18 protein-coding genes are annotated in these 21,836 nt (G+C 63.2%); 9 read left to right on the forward strand and 9 right to left on the reverse strand.

The window, feature by feature from the left end; translation table 11 throughout:
• Positions 1 to 29 precede the first annotated feature (29 nt).
• From ACWA1U_RS10940 to nrdR, 3 genes are all read left to right on the forward strand, one after another.
• Positions 30 to 542, forward strand: a complete 513-nt coding sequence (locus ACWA1U_RS10940; RefSeq protein ID WP_463722216.1) for an Asp23/Gls24 family envelope stress response protein — start codon at positions 30 to 32, stop codon at positions 540 to 542.
• Between the two features lie 90 nt (positions 543 to 632).
• Positions 633 to 1,991, forward strand: coding sequence for a histidinol dehydrogenase (gene hisD / locus ACWA1U_RS10945; RefSeq protein ID WP_463722217.1), 1,359 nt, complete (start codon positions 633 to 635; stop codon positions 1,989 to 1,991).
• Between the two features lie 129 nt (positions 1,992 to 2,120).
• A complete protein-coding gene (nrdR, locus tag ACWA1U_RS10950) occupies positions 2,121 to 2,621 on the forward strand; it encodes a transcriptional regulator NrdR (RefSeq protein WP_463722218.1) in 501 nt (166 codons plus the stop codon).
• Positions 2,622 to 2,681: 60 nt separating this feature from the next.
• Here nrdR and ACWA1U_RS10955 read toward each other — a convergent pair whose 3' ends face one another.
• From ACWA1U_RS10955 to map, 3 genes are all read right to left on the reverse strand, one after another.
• Positions 2,682 to 3,410, reverse strand: a complete 729-nt coding sequence (locus ACWA1U_RS10955; RefSeq protein ID WP_463722219.1) for an SDR family oxidoreductase — start codon at positions 3,408 to 3,410, stop codon at positions 2,682 to 2,684.
• 14 nt (positions 3,411 to 3,424) lie between these two features.
• Positions 3,425 to 4,267, reverse strand: coding sequence for a polyphosphate--glucose phosphotransferase (gene ppgK, locus ACWA1U_RS10960; RefSeq protein ID WP_463722220.1), 843 nt, complete (start codon positions 4,265 to 4,267; stop codon positions 3,425 to 3,427).
• Between the two features lie 77 nt (positions 4,268 to 4,344).
• Positions 4,345 to 5,223 carry a type I methionyl aminopeptidase gene (gene map / locus ACWA1U_RS10965; protein WP_463722221.1) on the reverse strand — a complete coding sequence of 293 codons (879 nt, stop codon included), beginning with the start codon at positions 5,221 to 5,223 and terminating at the stop codon, positions 4,345 to 4,347.
• A 99-nt stretch (positions 5,224 to 5,322) separates the two neighbouring features.
• Between map and ACWA1U_RS10970 the strand changes: the two genes are divergently transcribed.
• The gene (locus tag ACWA1U_RS10970; RefSeq protein ID WP_463722222.1) at positions 5,323 to 5,487 is read left to right on the forward strand and encodes an SPOR domain-containing protein; all 165 of its coding nucleotides are present in this window, start codon (positions 5,323 to 5,325) and stop codon (positions 5,485 to 5,487) included.
• A 40-nt stretch (positions 5,488 to 5,527) separates the two neighbouring features.
• Here the strand turns inward: ACWA1U_RS10970 and panB are convergent, their stop codons facing one another.
• Positions 5,528 to 6,397, reverse strand: a complete 870-nt coding sequence (gene panB, locus ACWA1U_RS10975) for a 3-methyl-2-oxobutanoate hydroxymethyltransferase (protein WP_463722223.1) — start codon at positions 6,395 to 6,397, stop codon at positions 5,528 to 5,530.
• A gap of 341 nt (positions 6,398 to 6,738) precedes the next feature.
• Here panB and ACWA1U_RS10980 point away from each other — a divergent pair, with 341 nt between their 5' ends.
• Positions 6,739 to 8,079, forward strand: coding sequence for a glutamine synthetase family protein (locus ACWA1U_RS10980; RefSeq protein WP_463722224.1), 1,341 nt, complete (start codon positions 6,739 to 6,741; stop codon positions 8,077 to 8,079).
• 11 nt (positions 8,080 to 8,090) lie between these two features.
• A complete protein-coding gene (locus ACWA1U_RS10985; protein ID WP_463722225.1) occupies positions 8,091 to 11,105 on the forward strand; it encodes a bifunctional [glutamine synthetase] adenylyltransferase/[glutamine synthetase]-adenylyl-L-tyrosine phosphorylase in 3,015 nt (1,004 codons plus the stop codon).
• Between the two features lie 78 nt (positions 11,106 to 11,183).
• Here ACWA1U_RS10985 and glnA read toward each other — a convergent pair whose 3' ends face one another.
• On the reverse strand, positions 11,184 to 12,608 hold the full coding sequence (gene glnA / locus ACWA1U_RS10990; RefSeq protein ID WP_463722226.1) for a type I glutamate--ammonia ligase: 1,425 nt from the start codon (positions 12,606 to 12,608) through the stop codon (positions 11,184 to 11,186).
• Positions 12,609 to 12,933: 325 nt separating this feature from the next.
• On the opposite strand from glnA, the gene ACWA1U_RS10995 reads away from it, so the two are divergent.
• Positions 12,934 to 13,371 (forward strand): RDD family protein, encoded by a 438-nt coding sequence (locus ACWA1U_RS10995; RefSeq protein ID WP_463722227.1) that lies wholly within the window; start codon positions 12,934 to 12,936, stop codon positions 13,369 to 13,371.
• Between the two features lie 29 nt (positions 13,372 to 13,400).
• On the opposite strand, the gene ACWA1U_RS11000 is transcribed toward ACWA1U_RS10995, so the two are convergent.
• From ACWA1U_RS11000 to lipB, 3 genes are all read right to left on the reverse strand, one after another.
• Positions 13,401 to 14,150, reverse strand: coding sequence for a DUF4191 domain-containing protein (locus ACWA1U_RS11000; protein ID WP_463722228.1), 750 nt, complete (start codon positions 14,148 to 14,150; stop codon positions 13,401 to 13,403).
• 101 nt (positions 14,151 to 14,251) lie between these two features.
• Entirely contained in the window at positions 14,252 to 15,253 is a 1,002-nt protein-coding gene (lipA, locus tag ACWA1U_RS11005; RefSeq protein ID WP_463722229.1) for a lipoyl synthase, read from the reverse strand.
• Positions 15,250 to 15,969, reverse strand: coding sequence for a lipoyl(octanoyl) transferase LipB (gene lipB, locus ACWA1U_RS11010; RefSeq protein ID WP_463722230.1), 720 nt, complete (start codon positions 15,967 to 15,969; stop codon positions 15,250 to 15,252). The genes lipA and lipB overlap by 4 nt, the downstream gene beginning before the upstream one ends.
• Positions 15,970 to 16,072: 103 nt before the next feature.
• On the opposite strand from lipB, the gene ACWA1U_RS11015 reads away from it, so the two are divergent.
• Both ACWA1U_RS11015 and ACWA1U_RS11020 read left to right on the forward strand, forming a co-directional pair.
• The gene (locus ACWA1U_RS11015) at positions 16,073 to 17,725 is read left to right on the forward strand and encodes a serine/threonine protein kinase (RefSeq protein WP_463722231.1); all 1,653 of its coding nucleotides are present in this window, start codon (positions 16,073 to 16,075) and stop codon (positions 17,723 to 17,725) included.
• A gap of 32 nt (positions 17,726 to 17,757) precedes the next feature.
• The gene (locus ACWA1U_RS11020) at positions 17,758 to 21,186 is read left to right on the forward strand and encodes a S41 family peptidase (protein ID WP_463722232.1); all 3,429 of its coding nucleotides are present in this window, start codon (positions 17,758 to 17,760) and stop codon (positions 21,184 to 21,186) included.
• Positions 21,187 to 21,285: 99 nt separating this feature from the next.
• Here ACWA1U_RS11020 and ACWA1U_RS11025 read toward each other — a convergent pair whose 3' ends face one another.
• A complete protein-coding gene (locus tag ACWA1U_RS11025) occupies positions 21,286 to 21,717 on the reverse strand; it encodes an OsmC family protein (protein ID WP_463722233.1) in 432 nt (143 codons plus the stop codon).
• Between the last annotated feature and the right edge of the window lie 119 nt (positions 21,718 to 21,836).

Consider the following 21,836-nt stretch of genomic DNA (forward strand, 5'->3'; position numbering starts at 1 on the left):
TTACCTGGAAGGACGGCTAGGGTAGACGAATGCACGATTCAGATGCCTTGCCCGGCACCTATCCTCCTCCGGTCTACACCGGACCAGCAGCGCAGACCACCGCCCCGCCGTCGTCATTGGTGTGGTGGGGGGCGGCGACCACCCTGCTCGGTCCGGTGGTGGGAGTACTGTGGTGGCTTGCTTCCCCGGGCGGCGCACTTCACGGCGACCGGACGGTCGCGGAGTCCTGGCTTCAGCGCGACCTGGTGCTTGGCGGGCTGGAACTTGCGGCCGGCGTCGTCATCGGATGGTTGCTGACCAACCGGGTGGATCTGCCTGGCGCATGGCAGCGTGTCTGCGCAGCGGTGGGCGGCAGTCTGCTGGGTTCGGTGCTGGCGGTGCTGGTTGGCCAGTGGCTTGGCGGATTGATAGGCAATGGATCCGCGGAGTTCCCGTTCGAACTTCGGTCCCTTGGCGTGGCCCTGATCTGGCCGGCGGTGATTTCGCTGGTGGTCTTTGTTGCTGCCCTGCTCGGCCTCCTGTTGACGAGGCCCAAGCGCTAGAACATCTACGGGTGCCAGATCTCGATTCAACCTGCGTATCCTGGCCGTCACGGACGCGCGGACGGCAGGCGCCACCCGTAGAATTGTGTGGTGACTTCCCAGACTGCTTCCGTTTCATTCGATGCCTTCCGCACCACCGATCTGCGTGCAGCGCACCTTTCGACGGCCGGACTGCGGGCGGCAATGCCCCGGAGCGCCGCCGCATCCTTTGACGCTGTTGCTGGAAGCGTCCAGGAGATTATTCAGGACGTGCGTACCCGCGGGTTTGAGTCGCTGAGCGACCTCGCGCGAAAGTTCGACGGCGTCGGGCAGTCGGATCCCAGGGTCCCGGCGAGCGCGCTGGCCGAAGCGCTTGCGACGCTGGCGCCGGAGGTCCGGGCGGCCCTGGTTGAGTCCATTGACCGCGCCCGCACCTTCGCGTTGGCCCAGAAGCCACAGGACGTTGCCGTCGAGATACAGCCGGGCGCGCACCTGACCCAGCGGTGGATTGCCGTCGGGCGGGTAGGGCTCTACGTCCCGGGCGGACTGGCCGTCCTGGCGTCCTCGGTGATCATGAATGTGGTCCCCGCCCAGGCGGCGGGTGTAGCGTCCATCGCACTTGCTTCTCCTCCCCAGAAGGAGTTCGGTGGACTGCCGCACCCCACTATCCTCGCGGCCGCAGCGCTTCTTGGCGTGACGGAAGTGTACGCAATCGGTGGCGCTCAGGCGGTGGCAGCTTTCGCCTACGGTGTGTCGGGGGATCAGGACCGCAGCGCAATTGAACCGGTCGACGTCGTGACGGGTCCGGGGAATATCTACGTGGCAGCGGCCAAGCGCCTGGTGAAGGGGGTCGTTGGTATCGATGCCGAGGCCGGCACCACGGAAATCGCGGTGCTTGCTGATGAAACTGCCAACCCACGGCTGATTGCCGCTGATCTCATCAGCCAGGCCGAACACGATCCACATGCGGCGTCAGTCCTCATCACGCCGTCCGATGCCCTGGCCGCAGCCGTCCGGCGCGAATTGGCAGTGCTGGTTCCGGTAACCAGGCACCGGGAGCGGGTCGAAACAGCGCTTTCAGGACCTCAATCCGGCACCATCCTCGTGCAGGACCTGGAGCAGGGTATTGCTGTCTGCGACGCTTATGCCGCCGAGCACCTCGAGATCCACACGGCTGCAGCTGCAGACCTGGCTTCCAGGATCCGCAACGCTGGCGCGATCTTTGTCGGGGAGAACAGTCCCGTCAGCCTTGGTGATTACTGCGCCGGATCTAATCACGTACTGCCGACGGCCGGGACTGCAGCCTTCGCGTCGGGACTTGGGATCCACACTTTCCTTCGGAGCATGCAGGTTGTGGACTACAGTGCGGCGGCGTTGCGGGGCGTCAGCGAGCACGTCGTGAACCTGGCCGCGGCAGAGGATCTGCCCGGGCACGGGGATGCGGTCAAGATCCGCTTCGAGAACGCCTGAACCACCACATGTGGTAATCACACGGTTGTAGTTTCACTACATCTAGTCCTAGAATGAGTGGGACGCCGGAGAGGTTGCTGACCTACGAGCAGCGTTCACCAAGTCGCCGAAGCCGAATCGAGGGGTGGAATGTACTGTCCGTTCTGCCGAAGCTCTGATTCCCGGGTGGTGGACAGCCGACTCGCCGATGACGGTTCAGCAATTCGCCGCCGCCGCCAGTGTCCTGAGTGCGGCAAGCGCTTCACCACTGTGGAGACCACCTCGCTATCAGTCATCAAGCGCTCCGGCGTGGGTGAGCCATTCAGCCGCGGGAAAGTGGTGAGCGGCGTCCGGAAGGCCTGCCAGGGGCGTCCCGTCACGGAGGATGACCTCGCGCTTCTCGCCCAGGAGGTTGAAGAATCCATCCGGGCCAGCGGGGTGGCTGAAATCGATGCCCACGAGGTGGGTCTCGCCATCCTCAAGCCGCTGCAAAAATTGGACCAGGTGGCTTACCTCCGGTTTGCCAGTGTCTACCAGGGCTTTGAATCTCTCGAAGACTTCGAAAAAGCCATCGGGAAGCTGCGTAGCGAAGCAGGGAGCCCAGAGTCCACGCCTCCGGCAGGCGCGCAACGGCCGCTCACGGCCACATAGTCTCCGGTGGTGGCCGCGGAGGGGAAGCCGCTGCCACCACCGGCACCACGTATCGCCTGGTTAACGTCCGCCGCTCACCGGCAGGATGACACCCGTCAGGTACGCTGCTTCGTCGGAGAGTAGCCAGGAGACCGCATTCGCAATCTCGTGCGGTTCCGCGCCCCGCCCCAAAGGAATGACGGTGTTCAGCTGTTCCACGCGGTTTGGCATGCCGGCTGCCGCGTGCAGACCCGTGTTGGTGCTGCCTGGAGCAACGGCGTTGACCCTGATACCCCTGCCCGCCACCTCGGTGGCCAGGCCAGCGGTGAGGACGTCCACAGCCCCCTTGGTCGCCGCGTAATGTACCCAGGTATTCGGGGAGCCAAGTTTGGTTGCGGTGGAGGAAATATTGATGATCTGTCCACCCTTTCCGCCGGTGTCGGTAGCCATCCTCCGAACGGCTTCCTGACATACCAGCAGCGGGCCGAGCACGTTGACGTTCGTTACCCGGGCAAGGACATCGGGTGGTACATCGACCAGGGGGCCGATGAGGTTGCCAGTGATCCCGGCGTTATTGACGACGGCGGTCACCGGACCAAGGGGTTCAGCTGCGGAAAAGAGCTCACGGACGGCGGACGGACTGCTCACGTCGCCGCACACGGCAACGGCTGTGCCTCCGCCCGCGGTGATGTCTCTGACCACCTCAGCCGCTCCAACCGCATCTTCGGAAAAGTTGACGACCACCGCGTAACCATCCCGCGCGCATCGCCGGGCAATTGCGGCCCCAATCCCGCGGCTGGCTCCAGTCACGATGGCCGCATTGGTCACTGGGCTTCGACCGGCTCGCTTTTGAAATGCAGTGCGGCTTGAAGCGCCGCGCCGACAATTCCCGCTTGATTCCGCAGTTCGGCGGGGATGATCGGTGTGCGGAGTGAGAGGTTCGGCAGGAAGTCCTTACTCCGCTTCGAAATTCCGCCGCCGACGATGAAGAGTTCAGGAGAGAACAGGAACTCCACGTGGGAGAAGTAACGCTGCAGCTTGACCGAGTACTCGTCCCAATTCAGTCCGAGGCGTTCACGCGCGACGGCGGAAGCCTGCGTCTCGGCGTCATGGCCGTCGATCTCGAGATGGCCGAGCTCGGCGTTCGGAACAAGTTTGCCATCGAAGATGAACGCTGACCCGATTCCGGTGCCCAGCGTGATCACCAGCACTGTGCCGTTCACACCCTTACCCGCGCCGTACTGGACTTCAGCGAGTCCCGCGGCATCGGCGTCGTTAATCACGTGGACGTCCCGGCCAAGAACCTTTGTGAACAGCGCGTCAACATCCGTGTCGATCCAGCTCTCGTCGACGTTGGCAGCCGAGCGGGCAACGCCGTGCTGGATGATCGCCGGAAAAGTGACGCCGATTGGAAGGCTTTTCTTGGGAGCTCCGGGGCGCGTGGAAAGCTCGGCCACGATGTCGGCGACAACAATGGCGACGGCCTCCGGGGTGGCGGGCTGCGGCGTTTCCACGCGGTATCTGTCGCCCACGATCGCACCTTCGGCGAGGTCCACAATGCCGCCCTTGATGCCGGTACCGCCGATATCAATGCCGATGATGGTCGCCGGCAATTTCTTGCCGTCCTTGCGCTTGATGGGGGTGTTCGTGGCGCTGCTCTGGCCCATGATTCTCCAAAGGATCGGGTTGGTTCTGGGGTACCGCTGGACGGGTACTGCTCTTGTGGTGCGGAGTTCTGGTGCGGCTAAGGGAGGGTGAGTATCTCGGCGCCGTTTTCAGTCACGAGCAGAGTGTGCTCGAACTGGGCTGTGCGACGGCGGTCCTTGGTTACGACTGTCCAGTCATCGGGCCACATCTCCCAGTCGATGGTTCCGAGCGTCAGCATGGGCTCGATAGTGAAGACCATCCCTGGTTCGATGATCCGGCTATAGGCCGGAGCGGCGTCATAATGGGGGATGATCAGGCCGGTGTGGAAGGCCTCCCCAACCCCGTGGCCGGTGAAGTCCCGGACCACACCGTAGCCGAACCTTCTCGCGTAGGACTCGATGGCGCGCCCGATCACGTTGATCTGCCGTCCCGGTGCCACTACCTTGATGGCCCGGGCGAGGGCTTCCTGTGTTCGCTCCACAAGAAGGCGTGATTCCTCATCAACGTCCCCGACCAGGAAGGTGTAGTTGGTATCGCCGTGCACGCCGTCGAGGTAAGCGGTGATGTCAATGTTGAGGATGTCGCCGTCCTGGACCACTGTGGAATCGGGAATACCGTGGCAGATGACCTCATTGAGCGAGGAGCAAATGGACTTCGGAAAGCCGCGGTAGCCCAAGGTTGACGGATATGCGCCATGATCGACAAGGAATTGGTGGCCAACGGCATCGAGCTGGTCGGTGGTTACTCCAGGCTTGATGTGCCGGCCGACTTCCTGAATGGCCCGGGCCGCAAGTTTGCTCGCTCGGCGGATCCGCTCGATAGTTTCCGCCGACTTCACCTCCGAGCCCTCGAATTTTGCGGGCGCGGCCTTGCCCACGTATTCGGGGCGCACAATCGATGCTGGCACCGAACGGGCTGGGCTGACCGCTCCGCGTTCGAGCGTGCCGAGCGGTGCGGTGGAGGATAGGTGGGGCATACCCTAGATCCTATCGGTGAGTAACGACAGCATCGAAAGCTCGCGAGTGATCGAAGCTTCACAATCTCTGAAGCACAACTTCAGCATGAGGAGGCCGCAATGGTGCAGTACTGGTACAACGTTCAGACACACGAGGTGGAGGAAGACGCGCAGTCGGATTGGAGCCAGCTCATCGGTCCGTACCAAACTCGCGCTGAGGCTGAACGGGCGCTTGAGAAGGTCCAGGAACGCAACCGGGCCTGGGACGCACAGGAAGAGGACTAGGCGGACCGTTTGTCAGGCTCGGTAGGACGTAGGGTGCGGATCAGAAACTGTGTTCGGGGCCCGGGAAGGCGCCTGAGCGGACTTCATTTCCGTAGGCCCGCGCGGCGTCGGCGAGGACTGACCGCACGTCAGCGAACTGCTTGACGAACTTCGCCTGCTTTCCTTCGCGCAGCCCGGCCATGTCCTGCCAGACCAATACCTGACCCGTGGTGGCTGAACCTGCTCCGATCCCGATTGTCGGCACGTTGATTGCCTGGTCGATCTGCGTGGCAACGTCTGCGGGGACCATCTCCATCAACACGCAGAATGCACCAGCTTCAGCCAGCGCGACGGCGTCGTCAATCACCTGCTGGCCGGCCTCCCCGCGCCCCTGCACCCGGTAGCCGCCGAGGGAGTGTTCGCTCTGCGGGGTGAAACCGACGTGGGCCATCACGGGGATCCCTGCACGGACAATCGCCCGCACCGTCTCCGCGTAATGCTTGCCGCCCTCCATTTTGACTGCGTGTACGAGTCCTTCTTTCATGAGCCGCACCGATGACTCGACGCCCTGGGCCGGGGAAACCTCATAGCTTCCGAACGGCAGATCGGCGACGACGAGAGCCCGCTTTGCGCCCCGGGTGACGGCACGGGAGAACATGATCATCTCGTCCATGGTGATCGGCAGTGTTGTGGCGTGACCGAGCACGTTGTTGGCCGCTGAATCCCCGACAAGCAACACCTCGGTTCCGGCGCTGTCAAAGATCTCGGCTGCATATTGGTCGTAGGCGGTGAGCATGGCGAAACGTCGCCCTTCGTCCTTGGCCGCCTGGAGGTGGTGTGTCCGAATGCGCGCTAACGGCCGGGACGACGACGGCGTCTCGGCACTGGGCGCTCCGGTTCCGTAAGGGGCAGGAATCTCCGCGGAATTCATGACGCTAAGCCTACTGGTAGGGGTCCGCGCCGAGCGTAGCGAGGTGTGTGTGTGTGTGTGTGTGTGTGGGCCTGTAGGCGCTACTGGTAGGGTCCCGCGCCGAGCGTAGCGAGGTGTGTGTGTGTAGCGCTATGGGGGCCGGTCGCGCCCGCCCATTGAGTAACGGGCTCGTAACACAGGAGACATACTGTTTGCTTCGACGGGGCCTGCGGCTGTGTTGACGCGCGGGCCGGGCTGAATCAGTAAAGTGAGCAACGGACCTGGACGCTCAAGGGCGTGCCCCCACGTATATGGGGTGGGCAGGTGATCCGCTCGTGGAATCGAACTGAAAGTGGGCAGGAATGGATCGGCAGCAGGAGTTTGTCCTACGCACTATTGAGGAACGCGACGTCCGGTTTGTTCGACTCTGGTTCACCGACGTCGTCGGCTCGCTGAAGTCGGTCGCTTTGGCGCCCGCCGAAGTGGAGGGTGCTTTCGAGGAGGGGCTCGGCTTCGACGGGTCGTCCATCGAAGGGCTTGCCCGGGTGTATGAGTCCGACATGCTGGCGCAGCCTGATCCGTCGACTTTCCAGATCCTGCCGTGGCGGGGGGAGAAAGAGCAGACCTCAAGGATGTTCTGCGACATCCTGACGCCGGATGGCCAGCCGTCTGCGGCAGATCCGCGCGGGGTGCTCAAGCGCACCCTGGCGAAGGCCGCGGACATGGGCTTCACGTGCTACACCCATCCCGAGATCGAGTTCTACCTGCTGAAGTCTGACGAACTGGGGCCCGATGGCCAGCCGGTTCCAGTGGATCAGGCGGGCTACTTCGACCACGTGCCCGGGGGTGTTGCGCAGGACTTCCGGCGGACCGCCGTCGCAATGCTTGAGTCGGTGGGTATTTCGGTCGAGTTCAGCCACCATGAGGCCGGTCCCGGACAGAACGAGATCGATCTGCGGTACGCCGATGCGCTGCAGACCGCGGATAACATCATGACTTTCCGCACGGTGATCAAGGAAGTGGCGCTGACCCAGGACAGTTACGCCACTTTCATGCCCAAGCCGTTTTCGGACCATCCTGGATCGGGAATGCATACGCACTTCTCGCTCTTCGAAGGAGACTCCAACGCTTTCTTCGAGGCTGGTGGGGAGTACCAGCTGTCCAAAACCGCACGTCAGTTCATCGCCGGCATCCTGCGGCATGCGCCTGAGTTCACGGCCGTGACCAACCAGTTCGTCAACTCCTATAAGCGGCTTTGGGGCGGTGGCGAGGCGCCCAGCTACCTGTCGTGGGGTCATAACAACCGCTCAGCACTGGTGCGCGTACCCCTGTACAAGCCGAACAAGGGGCAGTCCGCTCGGATCGAATACCGGGGAATCGACTCGGCGACCAACCCCTACCTCGCCTACTCGGTGTTGCTTGGCTCCGGTCTCAAAGGGATCGAGGAGGGTTATGAACTGCCGCCCGGTGCCGAGGACGACGTGTGGAGCCTGACGGCGGCTGAACGGCGGGCCATGGGCCACGATCCGCTGCCAGCCAGCCTCCATGATGCTGTCAGGGCGATGGAAGATTCAGAACTGGTGGCCGAGATACTCGGGGAGCAGGTGTACGAGAACTTCCTTCGCAACAAACGCGCCGAGTGGCACGATTACCGGATCCAGGTCACGCCGTACGAACTGAGGCGCAACCTGGGGATTCTCTAAGCGGCGAGCCCATGAGCCTCAGCAGAAAACTGATCACCAACGGGTTCACTGACCTGGACAAGAGCAGCCGTTTCCTCGCGGCGGCTGAGCTGAAGGATGTTCCCGAGGACAGGCTTTTTGACGGCCTGGCCTATGCCGCAAACCCCGACCTCGCTCTACAGTCCCTGGTGCGCCTTCTCGCTGTGCAGCCGGACTTGGCAGCACTGGTGAGCGGCACCGAGGACGCGGAGCCGCTCTTCCGGTTGCTGGGGGCGTCTGAAGCGCTTGCCGAGTTCCTGATGAGGCACCCTGAACACGCCGACGTGCTTCGGGCGCGCCCCAGTGCCGAACCCGGAAGGGTCGACGTCGGGCGGTTGCGGACTTCACTCCTGCAATCGGTGGGTGCAAGGGCCGGGGGACGGCAGCCCGTCGCCGGTATGACCGGGGAACAGGCCTACCGGGCACTGCGGACCCGCTACCGCGCCCATCTGACGGACCTCGCCATCCGGGACCTCTGTGCAGTGTCCCCGACGGACTATCTGCCGTCGGTGGGTCGCGAACTTGCTGACCTCGCCTCGGCAGCCCTCGACGCGGCGTTGGCGGTCGCCCGGGCAGAGCTCGCTTCCATAGAGGATCCCGAGGACGTCCAGGCCGTGCGTCTTGCGGTGATCGGCATGGGAAAGTGCGGCGCGGGTGAACTGAACTACATCTCCGACGTCGACGTCATCTACGTGATCGACTCTGAGGGGCTTGACGAGGACCGGGCGGTTCGCATCGGCACGGCCCTCGCTACCGGGATCTCAAGGGCGATCACCTCTTCAGCACGCGAACCCGGGCTCTGGGAGGTGGACGCCAACCTTCGCCCTGAAGGCAAGGACGGCCCGCTTGTCCGGACGCTCCAATCACACCTCAGCTATTACGAACGGTGGGCGCAGAGCTGGGAGTTCCAGGCGTTGCTCAAGGCGAGGCCGATAGCCGGGGACGTTGCCCTCGGCGAGGATTATGCTGCTGCCCTTTCCGGGCTGGTGTGGAACTCATCTGAGCGTGAGGGATTCGTTGAGTCCGTGCAGGCAATGCGCCGCAGGGTCACCGACAACATCCCTTCCCACGAGGTGCAGCGGCAGCTGAAGCTGGGCGCCGGGGGACTGCGTGACGTCGAATTCACGGTCCAGCTGCTTCAGCTGGTTCACGGGAAAGCTGACGAATCGCTGAGAACCCAGGCAACGACGTCTGCCATCGCCGCGCTCAGCGCTGCAGGTTACATCGGGAGAAAGGACGCAGAGGAATTCGATCGTTCCTACCGGTACCTGCGGGTGCTCGAACACCGGATACAGCTGGTCCAGATGCGAAGGACGCACCTGATGCCGGAGGGTGAGGCGAACCTGAAGGCCCTGGCGAAGTCCGCTTCCAGCACTTTGATCACGCATCGGCCGACGGCGGCGGGCCTGCTGGAGGAGTGGCACAAGACCAAGCGCCTGGTCCGCCGGCTGCACGAATCGATCTTCTACCGGCCGCTGCTCAACGCCGCAGCCAACCTCAGCGTCGATGAGGTAAAACTGACGCCGGAGGCGGCGCGTGCGCGCCTGGCCGCGTTAGGGTACCTCGATCCGAAAGGGGCATTGCGCCACATCGAGGCATTGACCACCGGAATCAGTCGGCGGTCGGCATTGCAGCGGCAATTGCTACCAGTGCTGCTCGACTGGCTGGCGGACGGAGTCGATCCGGATGCGGGCCTGCTGGGGTTCCGCAGGCTCAGTGAATCGCTGGGGGAAACCCACTGGTATCTCGGCATGTTGCGCGACTCAGCGGCCGCTGCGGAGCGTCTGTGCCATATCCTCTCCTCGAGCCGTTTCATCACCGACCTGCTTGAGGTCTCCCCGGAGTCAACGAAATGGCTGGGTTCCGACAAGGATCTCGCGCCGGTGCCGTTCGCTGCCCAATGGCAGGAGATCCAGTCCAAGATGTCCAGGCACCCCGAACCGCGCGAGGCAATGCGCTTGATCCGCCTCATCAGGCGGCGGGAAGTCCTGCGTATAGCGATCGCTGACAGTTCCGGGTTGCTAAGCCAGGACCAGGTAGGGCCAGCGCTCGCCGACGCGGACCGGGCGGCGATCCTCGGGGCGCTCAACGTCGCGGAAGCGGACACGTTCGCAGCAGAGCCGCAGCTCACCGACGTCGTTGTCGTCGCCATGGGACGTCAAGGCGGGCGTGAAATCACCTACGGCTCCGACGCGGACGTCATGTACGTGCACAGGGCGCACGACGGCGCGGATCCTGCAGCGGCGCAAGCCCAGGCGGAGAAAGTGGTGGGACAGCTGCGCCACCTCCTGCAGCAACCCTGTACCCCCGCCATCCAGGCTGAGCGTGTGCTCGAAATTGACGCGGACCTGCGGCCGGAAGGAAAGAGCGGGCCGATGGTGCGTTCGATCGAATCCTTCCGCGCGTATTACGAAAGATGGTCACTCGTATGGGAATCGCAGGCGCTGCTGCGCGCGTTGCCGATCGCAGGCAACGATGACCTTGCGGGAGCCTTCGTTCAGCTGATAGATCCCATCCGCTATGCCGGTGATACCGACGAGAAAGACGTCCGGGAAATCCGTCGGCTGAAAGCACGGATGGAATCCGAGCGCCTTCCGCGCGGGGCTGATCCTTCCCGGCATCTGAAGCTTGGACGCGGGGGATTGAGCGACGTGGAGTGGCTCGTCCAGCTCCTTCAACTGCAGCATGCTGCCAGCGTCGCGGCGTTGCGCACAACCTCCACGCTTGAGGCGATGGACGCCGTGAGGGAGCACGGGCTGTTGCCAGCAGACGACGTCGTGACCTTGCGTTCGAGCTGGCAACTCACCTCCCGCATCCGCGCGGCGATCATGGTCTGGAGCGGCAAGCCATCGGACCTGCTTCCCTCGTCACGGCGCGATCTGGAGGCGGTCGCGCGGTGGTGCGGCTACGGTCCGGGGAACGGAGCGCGGCTGGAGGAGGATTACCTCCGGCTCACCCGGCGCAGCAGGGCCATCTTCGAGCGGTATTTTTACGGCTACGACGACTGACTCGACGTACGGGCGAGCTCGGTAGAACACGCAAATGGCCGCACCATCGGTGCGGCCATTTGCGTAAGTCAGCGGCTGTTAGACGCCGTAGTACAGCTCGTATTCGTAGGGGTTCGGGCGGGCGGCGAGGGGGATGATTTCCACCTCACGCTTGTACGCGATCCAGGTGTCGATCAGGTCCTGGGTGAAGACTCCGCCGGCCTGAAGGAACTCGTTGTCAGCTTCGAGGGCGAGCAAAGCTTCCTCCAGCGAACCGGGTGCCTTCTGAATGTCCTTGGCCTCTTCAGCAGGGAGCTCGTAGAGATCCTTGTCGATCGGGTCGGAGGGTTCGATCCGGTTCTTGATGCCGTCCAGGCCAGCCATGAGCTGCGCCGCAAAGGCGAGGTAGGGGTTGGACGAAGGGTCCGGAGCGCGGAACTCGATGCGCTTTGCCTTCGGGTTGGAGCCGGTGATCGGAATGCGGATACCTGCAGAGCGGTTGCCCTGGGAGTAAACCATGTTGACCGGGGCTTCGAAGCCCTTCACCAGGCGACGGTAGGAGTTAACCGTTGGGTTGGTGAACGCGAGGACGGCCGACGCATGCTTCAGGAGTCCACCGATGTACCAGCGGGCGAGGTCGGAAAGTCCCGCGTAGCCGCGCTCGTCATAGAACAGGGGCTCACCGTTGCTCCAGAGTGACTGGTGGCAGTGCATACCTGAACCGTTGTCGCCGAAGATCGGCTTGGGCATGAACGTTGCCGATTTGCCCCAGGCGTTGGCGACGTTCTTGATGATGTACTTGAACTTCTGCAGGTCGTCAGCCGCGTGCACCATGGTGGTGAACTTGTAGTTGATTTCTGCCTGGCCGGCGCCACCCACCTCGTGGTGCGAACGTTCCACCTCAAGGCCCACTGCATCCAGTTCTATGCACATGGCGTCGCGCAGGTCTGCCTGCTTGTCGACAGGGGAAACGGGGAAGTAGCCGCCCTTGAACGGGGTCTTGTTGCCAAGGTTTCCGCCGACTTCCTCACGCCCGGTGTTCCAGGGAGCCTCAATGGAATCCACCTTGTAGAAGCTGGACTCTGGCTTGGACTCGTACTGAACATTCTCGAAGACGTAGAACTCTGCTTCCGGAGCGAAGAAGGCTGTGTCAGCGATCCCGGTCGAAGCAAGGTAGGCCTCAGCGCGTTCTGCAACACCGCGAGGATCACGGTGGTAGGGGTCGCCGGTGCGCGGGTTCACGATCGAGAAGTTCAGCGCGAGGGTCTTTTCGATCCGGAACGGATCGATGAATGCGGTGGTTACGTCGGGGATGAGCTGCATGTCGGATTCAGCGATTCCCTGGAAGCCACGGATCGAAGACCCATCAAACAGCTGGCCGTGTACGAAGAAGTCGGCGTCGACGGACTTCGCAGGGACGTTGAAGTGCTGCTGCACTCCGGGAAGATCGGTGAACCGTACGTCAACGAATTTCACATCTTCGTCAGCGATGTATTTGAGGACTTCGTCCGCATTCTTGAACATCGGGTTATGCTCCTTACGCATATTCGGGAGAGGGCGACCGGGCCGGTAGCGCTACTGGAACGGCTGCCGGGCATACTGTGCTGTGACGTCTATGCCGTGGTGCTCATGACACTTCCTGCCGTGGCCGCAACAGCCTCAACCATAGGGAGACGCGATTACCCGCTGGTGTCACGATTGTTTCCGGCATGTAACTTAAGCGACTCCCGATGCCGGGCCACTAAGCTCACCACCCTATCGGTATCCGGTCCGGGAGGGCAGTTCACTCCGTCATACGGAAGAATTGCGCTCTCACGGACGCCCAAGAGTTGCGCGATAGGCTTGCCTGGTGGTCGATCGCAGAGATATCAGTTCCTGGCTGGAAGGCCCGCCATCGCGCGGCGATGGGCACTGGCCTGGCCGCAAGTTTGGCCGGCCGAAAGACGGAGTGGCTTCGATCGCGCGCCCCGGACGCAGACTGGGTGCTCTTGCAGTCGACTGGGCCCTGTGCGGACTGATCTCCGCTGCATTCTTCAATTACGACGGGTTGGCGACACTTGGCATCTTCGCCCTGGAGCAGATGCTCCTCGTCGGGACCCTCGGATACAGCGTGGGTCACCGCATCTTCGGAATGCAGGTGCAGGGAATCAGTGGACGTCCCGCGGGCCTCGGTTCGGCGATTGTGCGCGCGCTTTTGATCTGCGTGGTCGTCCCAGCCGTTGTGTTTGACGAAGACCAGCGAGGACTTCACGACCGCGCGGCAAAGACCGTACTGGTTCGTATCTAGCGCCCGCGCATGACCGTACTGGTTCGTATCTAGCGCCCGCGCATGGCTTTGCGGTCAGGGCGGGCCTTGAACGGATCCACGCCCTTGGGGATGGGCATGCGGGTCCCGAGTGCACTCAGCCGCTTGTCCACGGCCTGCACTTCCTGGCGGGTAAGGTTCTTCTTCATCTTCTGCATGGTCTTGGATACGCGCTGAAGCGGTACCTGCCCATCACCCCGTCCGGCGTGAACGACCTGCACGGGAACTCCTGGGACGATCCGGTTCATTTTGCGACGCTCTGCATCCACAAGCTGCTTGACCCGGTTGACGGGACCCTCCGCGACAAGCACGACGCCGGGACGACCAATTGCGCGGAAGACGGCGTCCTGAGTGCGGGGGTTCACAGCGACCGGCTCTTCCTTCAGGATCCACCCGCGCCGAAGAACGCTCATGGCGGCACCTGCGGCGCCCGGCTTGCCCTCAATCTGGGCAAAGGCTGCACGCTCAGCGCGCCTGGACAGGATGAACAGCGCAGCCAGAAAGGCCAGCGGCACCGCAATGATGACCATGGTGATGACGTTGTTGATCAGGAAACCGATGAGCAGGCCGACAGCGATCACTGCAAGGAAGACCAGAACCATGATCCAGATGACGTTCGGATCATTCCGCCGGGTCATGGTGAAGACTTCGGCAACCCGCTTCATGGTGCCTGGCTTCTTGGCGGGTTTGTCCGCCTTCGGCTTGCGCGCGAAAAAGCGACGCTGTGGGCGGGATCCGTCTGTGTCAGTGCTGTTGGCCATAGTGTTCCAATTCTACGTGATGTGTTAAGACGGACGGACGTCACACTGAGTGTGAACGTCCGTCGGTTCCATGACATCAACCAGCAGTGGTGGGCGGAGGCTTAGCCCGCCATCAAACTTGACGCTTCCTGCGCAGTGGTGCCGGAATCCTCGATATGTGCAAGCTCGGGGGGAAGCTCAAGGCCCTTCTTGCGCATCGCGCGCGCCCACAACCTGCCCGCGCGGTAGGAGGAACGGACCAGGGGCCCGCTCATGACCCCGAGGAACCCGATCTCGTCTGCCTCCTGCTGGAGCTCGACGAACTCCTGCGGCTTCACCCAGCGGTCCACTGGGAGGTGCCGCTCACTGGGGCGCAGGTACTGCGTGATCGTGATCAGGTCGCAGCCGGCCTCGTGCAGGTCCCGGAGCGCTTCCGAAATTTCCTCCCGGGTCTCGCCCATGCCGAGGATGAGGTTGGACTTGGTCACCATTCCGCGGTCGCGCCCCTGCGTGATGACATCGAGGGAGCGCTCGTAGCGGAACGCTGGACGGATGCGCTTGAAGATGCGGGGCACCGTCTCGACATTGTGCGCGAAGACTTCAGGTTTAGCCTCGCAGATACCGGCTATGTGCGCAGGATTGCCGGAGAAGTCCGGTATGAGGATTTCGACGCCGGTACCTGGATTGAGCGCGTGGATCTGACGGATCGTTTCGGCGTACAGCCACACGCCCTCGTCCTCGAGGTCATCACGGGCCACCCCGGTCACAGTTGCGTAGCGCAGGTTCATTGACTTCACAGACTGTGCGACCTTGAACGGCTCGCTGCGGTCCAGCGGTGCAGGGCGACCGGTGTCGATCTGACAGAAGTCGCAGCGGCGGGTGCATTCCGACCCACCGATGAGGAAGGTAGCCTCCCGGTCCTCCCAGCACTCGAAAATATTCGGGCACCCGGCCTCTTCACAGACCGTATGAAGGCCCTCCTTCTTGACGAGGTTCTTCATGCCGACAAATTCGGGGCCCATATTGACCTTGGCCTTGATCCAGTCGGGCTTGCGCTCCACCGGCACTGCCGCATTGCGTGCTTCGACGCGCAGGAGGCGCCGTCCCTCGGGGGCCAGGCTCACAGTAGGGCTCCTTCCGGCCGGTTCTCGCCGGCGTGCATTGCTGCGGTTGCGGCTGGTTGGCCCGTACGGCCGAGGACCAGGAATTCTTCTCTTTTACGCAGTTCATCTTCGATCTGTTGGACGATGTCGGCAGGAGAAACCGTCCGTTGCAGCTCAGCGGAAATGCTGGTGACTCCAGCATCAGTGATTCCACAGGGCACAATCTGCGCGAACGGCGCAAGATCGTTGCTGCAATTGATGGCGAAGCCGTGCATGGTGACCCTGCGGTTGATCCGGATGCCTATGGCAGCGATTTTCCTCGCGGGCTTCTGCGCGTCCGCTTCCAGCCATACCCCGGACCTGCCCTCGATCCGGATTCCGGTGAGGCCGTAGTCCCCTAGGACGGCAATGATCACATCTTCCAGAATGCCCACGTAGTCAGCCACCCTGGTTGGCTCAGGCAACGCGAGAATGGGGTATCCAACAAGCTGGCCCGGTCCGTGCCAAGTCAATTTGCCGCCCCGATCGACAGGGACAACAGGTGTACCGTCGAACGGCTTCTCATGGTCCTCAGTACGTTTTCCCGCCGTATAAACGGGTGAGTGCTCCAGGAGAAGGACCGTGCTGGGAGCTGAACCGGAAATGACGGCTTCGTGGAGAGTGCGTTGCCTGTCCCATCCATCGAGGTAATCGACAAAGTCGGGGTCGAAGCCAATTCTGGAGAACGCCAGTGTCATGATTCAAGCGTAGACCCGCCGCCGGTCGATCTCACATTCGGTGCCCGTCAGCAGGCTGTGGATAACCTCAGCGACGTGGCTTAGTTTGTCGCACACTGGGGGCATGGACAACTTCCACCGTCAAACAACAGCCGGCCAGGCCACGGTGGCCCCGCTTCTCATGCCGCCGCAAGTTGAGGGCTACCGCACTGAGCGATTGCTGGGTTCCGGCGCCTGCGCATCGGTATGGCTCATCCGGGAGCCGAAAACGGGTCAGGCCCGCGCTCTCAAGGTTTTTGCGGCTTCCGGGAACCATGAAACTGCCCGAGCCGAGATGGGGCGGGAGTTGGCGATCCTCGGCAGACTTTCGCACGCACACCTCCTGGACGTGGGAAGCGTGCTTGCTACAGACCAGGGCCCGGCCCTGCTCATGACCTATGCGGCAGGTGGCTCGCTGCGTGATGTTGTGGGTGCTCGAGGGCGACTCAGCGTCGGCGAAACTGTGACGGTTCTCACCCCGATAGCCCAGGCTGTTGCCTATCTCCACTCCGAATCGGTGCTTCATGGCGACCTCTCACCCGGTAACGTCCTGCTTACCGCGGAGGGCAAACCGTTGCTGGCTGACCTGGGGATCGGCCGGCTTGCCGGAGAAAGCAACGCTGGCGCTGAGGGTACACCGGGGTTCATCGACCCGTCGGAGGGAACCGCTGCCCGCCTGAACCTCGCCCGTGACGTGTATTCGCTCGCTGCTCTCGGCTGGTACTGCCTCACGGGGCAGGTTGCGGGCCCGGCACAGGAAAGGCCGCCGCTCACGCTCATCGTCCCCGAAGTGCCAGCTGATCTGCTATCCGTCGTCGAGGCAGGGCTGCACACCGATCCGGATCAACGGCCGACAGCCGCCGAGTTCGCCCACGCCGTGTTGAAGTCAGCAACACCCCGGCCGTTGGACCTGGTTCAGGCTGTCCACCCCACGGTGCGCCCCGAACTCCTCACGCGGAGGGCAGCACGGCAGCCCGCTCCGACCCGGAATAAGCGGCTGGGCATTCAATTACGATTGCCCAGGCTGCGAACGGCAGGGCATCCCCAACCCCGTACCGGTCCCCGGAGATGGCCAGGTGTCCTCCTCGGAGTATCGGCCACTGTTCTTGTGGTCATAGGGGCCGTAATTGCCGGTCCGTCCCTTGCAGAGGCGATTGGCCAGTCGCGAGGGGATGATTCCGCCGGCTCCACCGGAGCTGCGGCAGAGCCGGAATCCCCGGATAACGCTGGCAGTGGCGCTGAAACTGAATCTGACACGGACGGGCTGTCGCCGGAGATGCAGTCCCGGCTCGCGGACGCGGATGAGCTGGTCGTCCTTCCCGCACTCGCCGCCGTGCGGGCCAAGGCGCTTTCGTCGGGTGATGAGTTGCTGCTCCATCACGTAAACGTGGATGGTTCCGACACGATGGCAGCCGACCAGGGCATCATCGCCGCTCTTCGCGCACGGAACCAGGTCTTCGACGGACTGAGCGTCCAGCTCCAGAACCTGAAACGGATCGAAACACCAGCGAAGGCGAGCGGGGGTTCACCGGTGTCGGCGGTGGCTGCCACGGTCGTCACCTCTGCGTACACAGTCCTGGAGGGTGGCGGTACTTCGACGCAACCGGGACAACCCGTCGATTCGGCCCAGACAGCCGAGACGGTCGAAGAAGCCACCACTCAAGAACTTGTTTTCCTGGTGGAGCGCCACGAAGGGTTATGGAAAATCGCGTCGGTTCATGTGGCTGATCCCGCCTGAGAAGGCTGGTTCCGTGTGGCTATGATCGGACAATGGGTTCTTCTCACTACTTACGCTATCCGCATCTGTCCGGCGAAATGCTCACCTTCGCGGCCGAGAACGACATCTGGGTCGCCCCACTGGCGGGAGGGCGGGCGTGGCGTATTTCAGCGCTGCAGCAGCCGGTGCGGAATCCTAGAATCTCACCTGACGGCTCTACCATCGCCTGGACTGTGGTGCAGGGCGCCGCACCTGAGGTGGTGGCGGCGGACGTCGACGGTGGAAACTTCAGGAGGCTCACCTATTGGGGTCACCAGAACACCAAGGTGCGGGGATTCACGTCCGATGGGCAGGTCGTCGTGACCAGTGCATTCCGGCATGAGGATCCGCGGCATACCTGGGGCTACACGGTTCCGGTGGATGGCTCCGCATTTACCGTTATCCCTTACGGCCCGATCGACGCGATCGTGTATGGGGAGGAAATCGGGGATGAGCGTCCTGTAGTCATCGCAAGTGCCATGTCCCGCGAACAAGCCTGGTGGAAGCGCTACCGCGGCGGCACCGCCGGGAAGCTCTGGATTGATGCGGATGGATCCGGGGACTTCAAACGGTTCCTGCCGGACCTCGATGGCAATCTCACTGATCCAATGTGGGCCGGCGGACGGCTTGCGTTCCTTTCGGACCATGAGGGGTATGGGAACCTTTACTCGGTCGCGCCGGACGGATCCGGGCTGCGTCGGCACACAGACTTTGAGGAGTTTTACGTGCGGCATGCCTCAACCGACGGCGCCCGGGTAGTTTTCGAGTCTGCAGGAAATCTGTGGCTGATGGACAGTCTCGATTCCGAGGCGTCGCTTCTCGACGTCACCCTTGCATCGGCGTCGACAGGCCGCCGCCCGCAAACCCTTAACGTCTCCCGTCACCTCAAGGCGGCGGTTCCGGTGGAAGACGGGCGCGCAAGCATTGTCGAATCCCACGGCACGCTTCACCTGCTGACACACAAGGACGGTCCTTCCCGTGTAGTTGACGCGACCGCAGGCGTGCGTTCGCGCCTCGGCAGGCCGCTCGGTGAGGACAAGGTTGCCTATATAGCCGACCACGAAGGCGAAGAGGCCCTCCACATCCGCAGCCTCTTCGAGACCGAAACGCCGAGTCGCAGTATCCCCGCCCGCAAGGAGGCGGCGACCACCGGCAGTACCCTGCCCGCGCCAGTCCCCGCCACTCCGGTGACGGATGCCAGAGGCACGGACATCGAACCCTCGCAGGACATCAAACCCCCGGCCGACGGCGAAACGACGGGAGCCGACGTCGTTCTCCAGGCCCAGGATCAGGCGGTTCGCTCGCTCGTCACCCGCGTCGGGTTCGGCAGGCCTTTCCGGGCGAGCAACATCGCAGTCAGCCCCGACGCCCGCCTGGTGGCAGTCGCGGGAGAGATAGGTGAAATCCTTATCCACGAGGTTGGCAAAGAGGGCTTCTTCACGCTCTCCTCGACTCCCCATGGCGCCATCGATCACCTGCAGTTCTCGCCGGACAGCGCATGGCTGGTATGGGCGGAGCCAGTGACCGGAGAGGGTGCACGCACGCGTGTGCGGCTTTCGAGGGTCGCCGAAGGGGCTGACATTCTGGACGCAACGGACGGACGGTTCCGTGACCACTCTCCGTCGTTCACCCCTGACTGCAAGTTCGTGGCATTCCTCTCGGACCGCAGCTTCGATCCGGTCTATGACACGCACCGGTTCGACCTCAGTTTCCCGGCATCCACCAAGCCATTCCTTGTGGCACTGGCGGCCGACACAGCGTCGCCCTTCGGTCCCGCTGTGCATGAGCGGGCGGCAGATCCCAAGGAAGAAAAAGACGACGACAGACCAGCCGTGGAGGTTGTTCCTGAGCGGCTCGCCGAGCGGATCATCGCAGTGCCGGTTCCGCAGGGCAGCTATGAGGGCCTCCGCGCCGTCGACAACGCGTTGCTGTGGACCGCCACTGACCTCGCTGGAACCACGGGCGACGGGCGCGCAACCACCGAAGCCAAGGAACCGGCCCGGAGGCTCGAGCGCTTCGACCTGGCAAAGCGGGAAACCACGACGCTCGCGCAGGAGGTGGATTCCTATGAGGTGAGCGGAAACGGAAAACGGGCAGTCGTCATCCACGCTGGGGCCGTCACATCCATCCCGACGTCCGGTCCGGCCGATGCCGATTCACCCGACAGGGTCACGGTAGAGCTGAACCGTATCCGGGTTCTGCTGGATCCGCCAAGTGTATGGCGTCAGGCCTTTGAGGAGGCATGGCGCCTGCAGCGCGATTTCTTCTGGGCCGAGGACATGGGGGGCCTCGATTGGGAGGGCATACGCGAGAAGTACCGCCCGCTTCTGGATCGCTTGGGATCCCACGACGATCTGGTTGATCTTCTATGGGAGCTGCACGGCGAGCTTGGGACCTCCCACGCCTACGTGACACCGGCTCTGGCCAGCGAGCCGGGAGCTGGGGCGCAGGGATTCCTCGGCGCTGAGCTCAGCGGTTCCGCACGGGGCTGGAGGGTGGACCGGATTTTCGGCGGTGAGTCATCTGATCCGCAGGCAGCCTCGCCGCTGAGCGCCCCGGGCGTCGCCGTGGAGCCGGGCGACATAATCCAGGCCGTAGACGGTGTACCCGTCCCGCCGGAGCTCGGGCCTTCAGTCCTGTTGACCGGTGCTGCCGGCCGGGTAATTGAGCTGACGGTTGCGCGGCACGACGACGACGGCGGGCAGCCGGCTGTGCGGCGGGTGGCGGTGGTGCCGCTGCGCAGCGAAGAGCGGTTGCGTTACCAGAATTGGGTCAATGCCAACCGTGCGATCGTCCACGAAGCGTCCGACAACCGGTTCGGCTACCTTCACATCCCTGACATGGTGGCGCGCGGTTGGGCGCAGCTGCACCGCGACCTTGACAGGGAAACGGAACGCGACGGCCTGATCATTGACGTGCGGCGGAACCGGGGAGGACACACTTCGCAGCTGGTGGCTGAACTTATTGGCCGGAAGGTGACGGCCTGGTCGATGCCACGCGGTGAGCAACCCGGCACCTATCCGGCACACGCACCGCGTGGTCCGGTGGTGGTCCTCACGGACGAGTTCGCCGGGTCGGACGGCGACATCATCACGCAGGTTGCCAAACTGCGCGGTATCGGTCCCGTTATCGGAACCCGGACGTGGGGTGGCGTCGTAGGAATTGACGGCCGGTTCAGCCTCGCTGATGGAACCGGAGTCACCCAGCCACGTTATGCGTTCTGGATGACCGGGGGAGTGGAATGGGGAGTGGAGAATTATGGCGTTGACCCGGACATCGAGGTTCCGTTTCCACCGCACGCCTATGCCGCCCAGGAAGATCCGCAACTGGAGCACGGAGTGGGCATCCTGCGCGAGATGATCGCGGAGCTCCGAACCGACGTACCGCCGGTGAGGCAAAATCACCCGAAGCTCGCTCCGCCCCCGCTGCCACCCCGCAGTTGAGGGTCTGACCGGCAGCCTTGAGCGGCAACAGAACGCCCCGGCCACCATTACGTGGCCGGGGCGTTCCTTCATCCGTTCACCGGAAGACTCAAGCGTCTGCTAGGACTCGAGAGTGGCGTCCAGCGAAATGCTCTTGACGCCGGCGAGAGCCTGCGAGACAGGGCAGCCCGTCTTCGCATCCTCAGCAAGCCGCTGGAAGTCTTCCTCGCTGATGCCCGGAACAGCTGCCTTAAGCGTAAGGCGGATCGCCGTGATGCCTGCCCCTGCCTCAAAATCGACCTCCGCGTTGGTTTCCACCCGGTCCGGTGTCTTGCCTTCTTCGCCGAGAGCGAGGCTGAACGCCATGGAGAAGCACGCTGAATGAGCTGCTGCGATCAGCTCTTCGGGGCTTGTTTTGCCTTCAGCCTGCTCGGCGCGGGCCTTCCAGGTTACGTCATAGGTGCCAAGACCCGAGGTATCAAGAGTTACCTGTCCCGAGCCCGAAGGCAGGTCTCCGGTCCAGACTGTGTGCGCTGAGCGTACGGTAGCCATGAGTTCTCCTTTTTCACTGGTTGAATCATTCGGCCGGGCGGTTTCGCCTGGCTTTCCCCTTCCGAAGAGGGGGAAGACTGTGGTGCCGGACGAAGGAAGGCAGCGTGCCGGGATACGGT

It is taken from the genome of Arthrobacter sp. TRD_SC_6 (assembly GCF_055361185.1).

Coding starts and splice junctions, on each gene's coding strand:
- ACWA1U_RS10940 (WP_463722216.1), top strand. CDS start 30: ATGCACGATTCAGATGCCTTGCCCGGCACCTATCCTCCTCCGGTCTAC.
- panB (WP_463722223.1), bottom strand. CDS start 6,397: ATGAATTCCGCGGAGATTCCTGCCCCTTACGGAACCGGAGCGCCCAGT.
- ACWA1U_RS11020 (WP_463722232.1), top strand. CDS start 17,758: ATGGGTTCTTCTCACTACTTACGCTATCCGCATCTGTCCGGCGAAATG.
- ACWA1U_RS11000 (WP_463722228.1), bottom strand. CDS start 14,150: ATGGCCAACAGCACTGACACAGACGGATCCCGCCCACAGCGTCGCTTT.
- ACWA1U_RS11025 (WP_463722233.1), bottom strand. CDS start 21,717: ATGGCTACCGTACGCTCAGCGCACACAGTCTGGACCGGAGACCTGCCT.
- lipB (WP_463722230.1), bottom strand. CDS start 15,969: ATGACACTGGCGTTCTCCAGAATTGGCTTCGACCCCGACTTTGTCGAT.
- map (WP_463722221.1), bottom strand. CDS start 5,223: ATGCCCCACCTATCCTCCACCGCACCGCTCGGCACGCTCGAACGCGGA.
- ppgK (WP_463722220.1), bottom strand. CDS start 4,267: ATGGGCCAGAGCAGCGCCACGAACACCCCCATCAAGCGCAAGGACGGC.
- ACWA1U_RS10970 (WP_463722222.1), top strand. CDS start 5,323: ATGGTGCAGTACTGGTACAACGTTCAGACACACGAGGTGGAGGAAGAC.
- ACWA1U_RS11015 (WP_463722231.1), top strand. CDS start 16,073: ATGGACAACTTCCACCGTCAAACAACAGCCGGCCAGGCCACGGTGGCC.
- nrdR (WP_463722218.1), top strand. CDS start 2,121: ATGTACTGTCCGTTCTGCCGAAGCTCTGATTCCCGGGTGGTGGACAGC.
- glnA (WP_463722226.1), bottom strand. CDS start 12,608: ATGTTCAAGAATGCGGACGAAGTCCTCAAATACATCGCTGACGAAGAT.
- ACWA1U_RS10985 (WP_463722225.1), top strand. CDS start 8,091: ATGAGCCTCAGCAGAAAACTGATCACCAACGGGTTCACTGACCTGGAC.
- ACWA1U_RS10980 (WP_463722224.1), top strand. CDS start 6,739: ATGGATCGGCAGCAGGAGTTTGTCCTACGCACTATTGAGGAACGCGAC.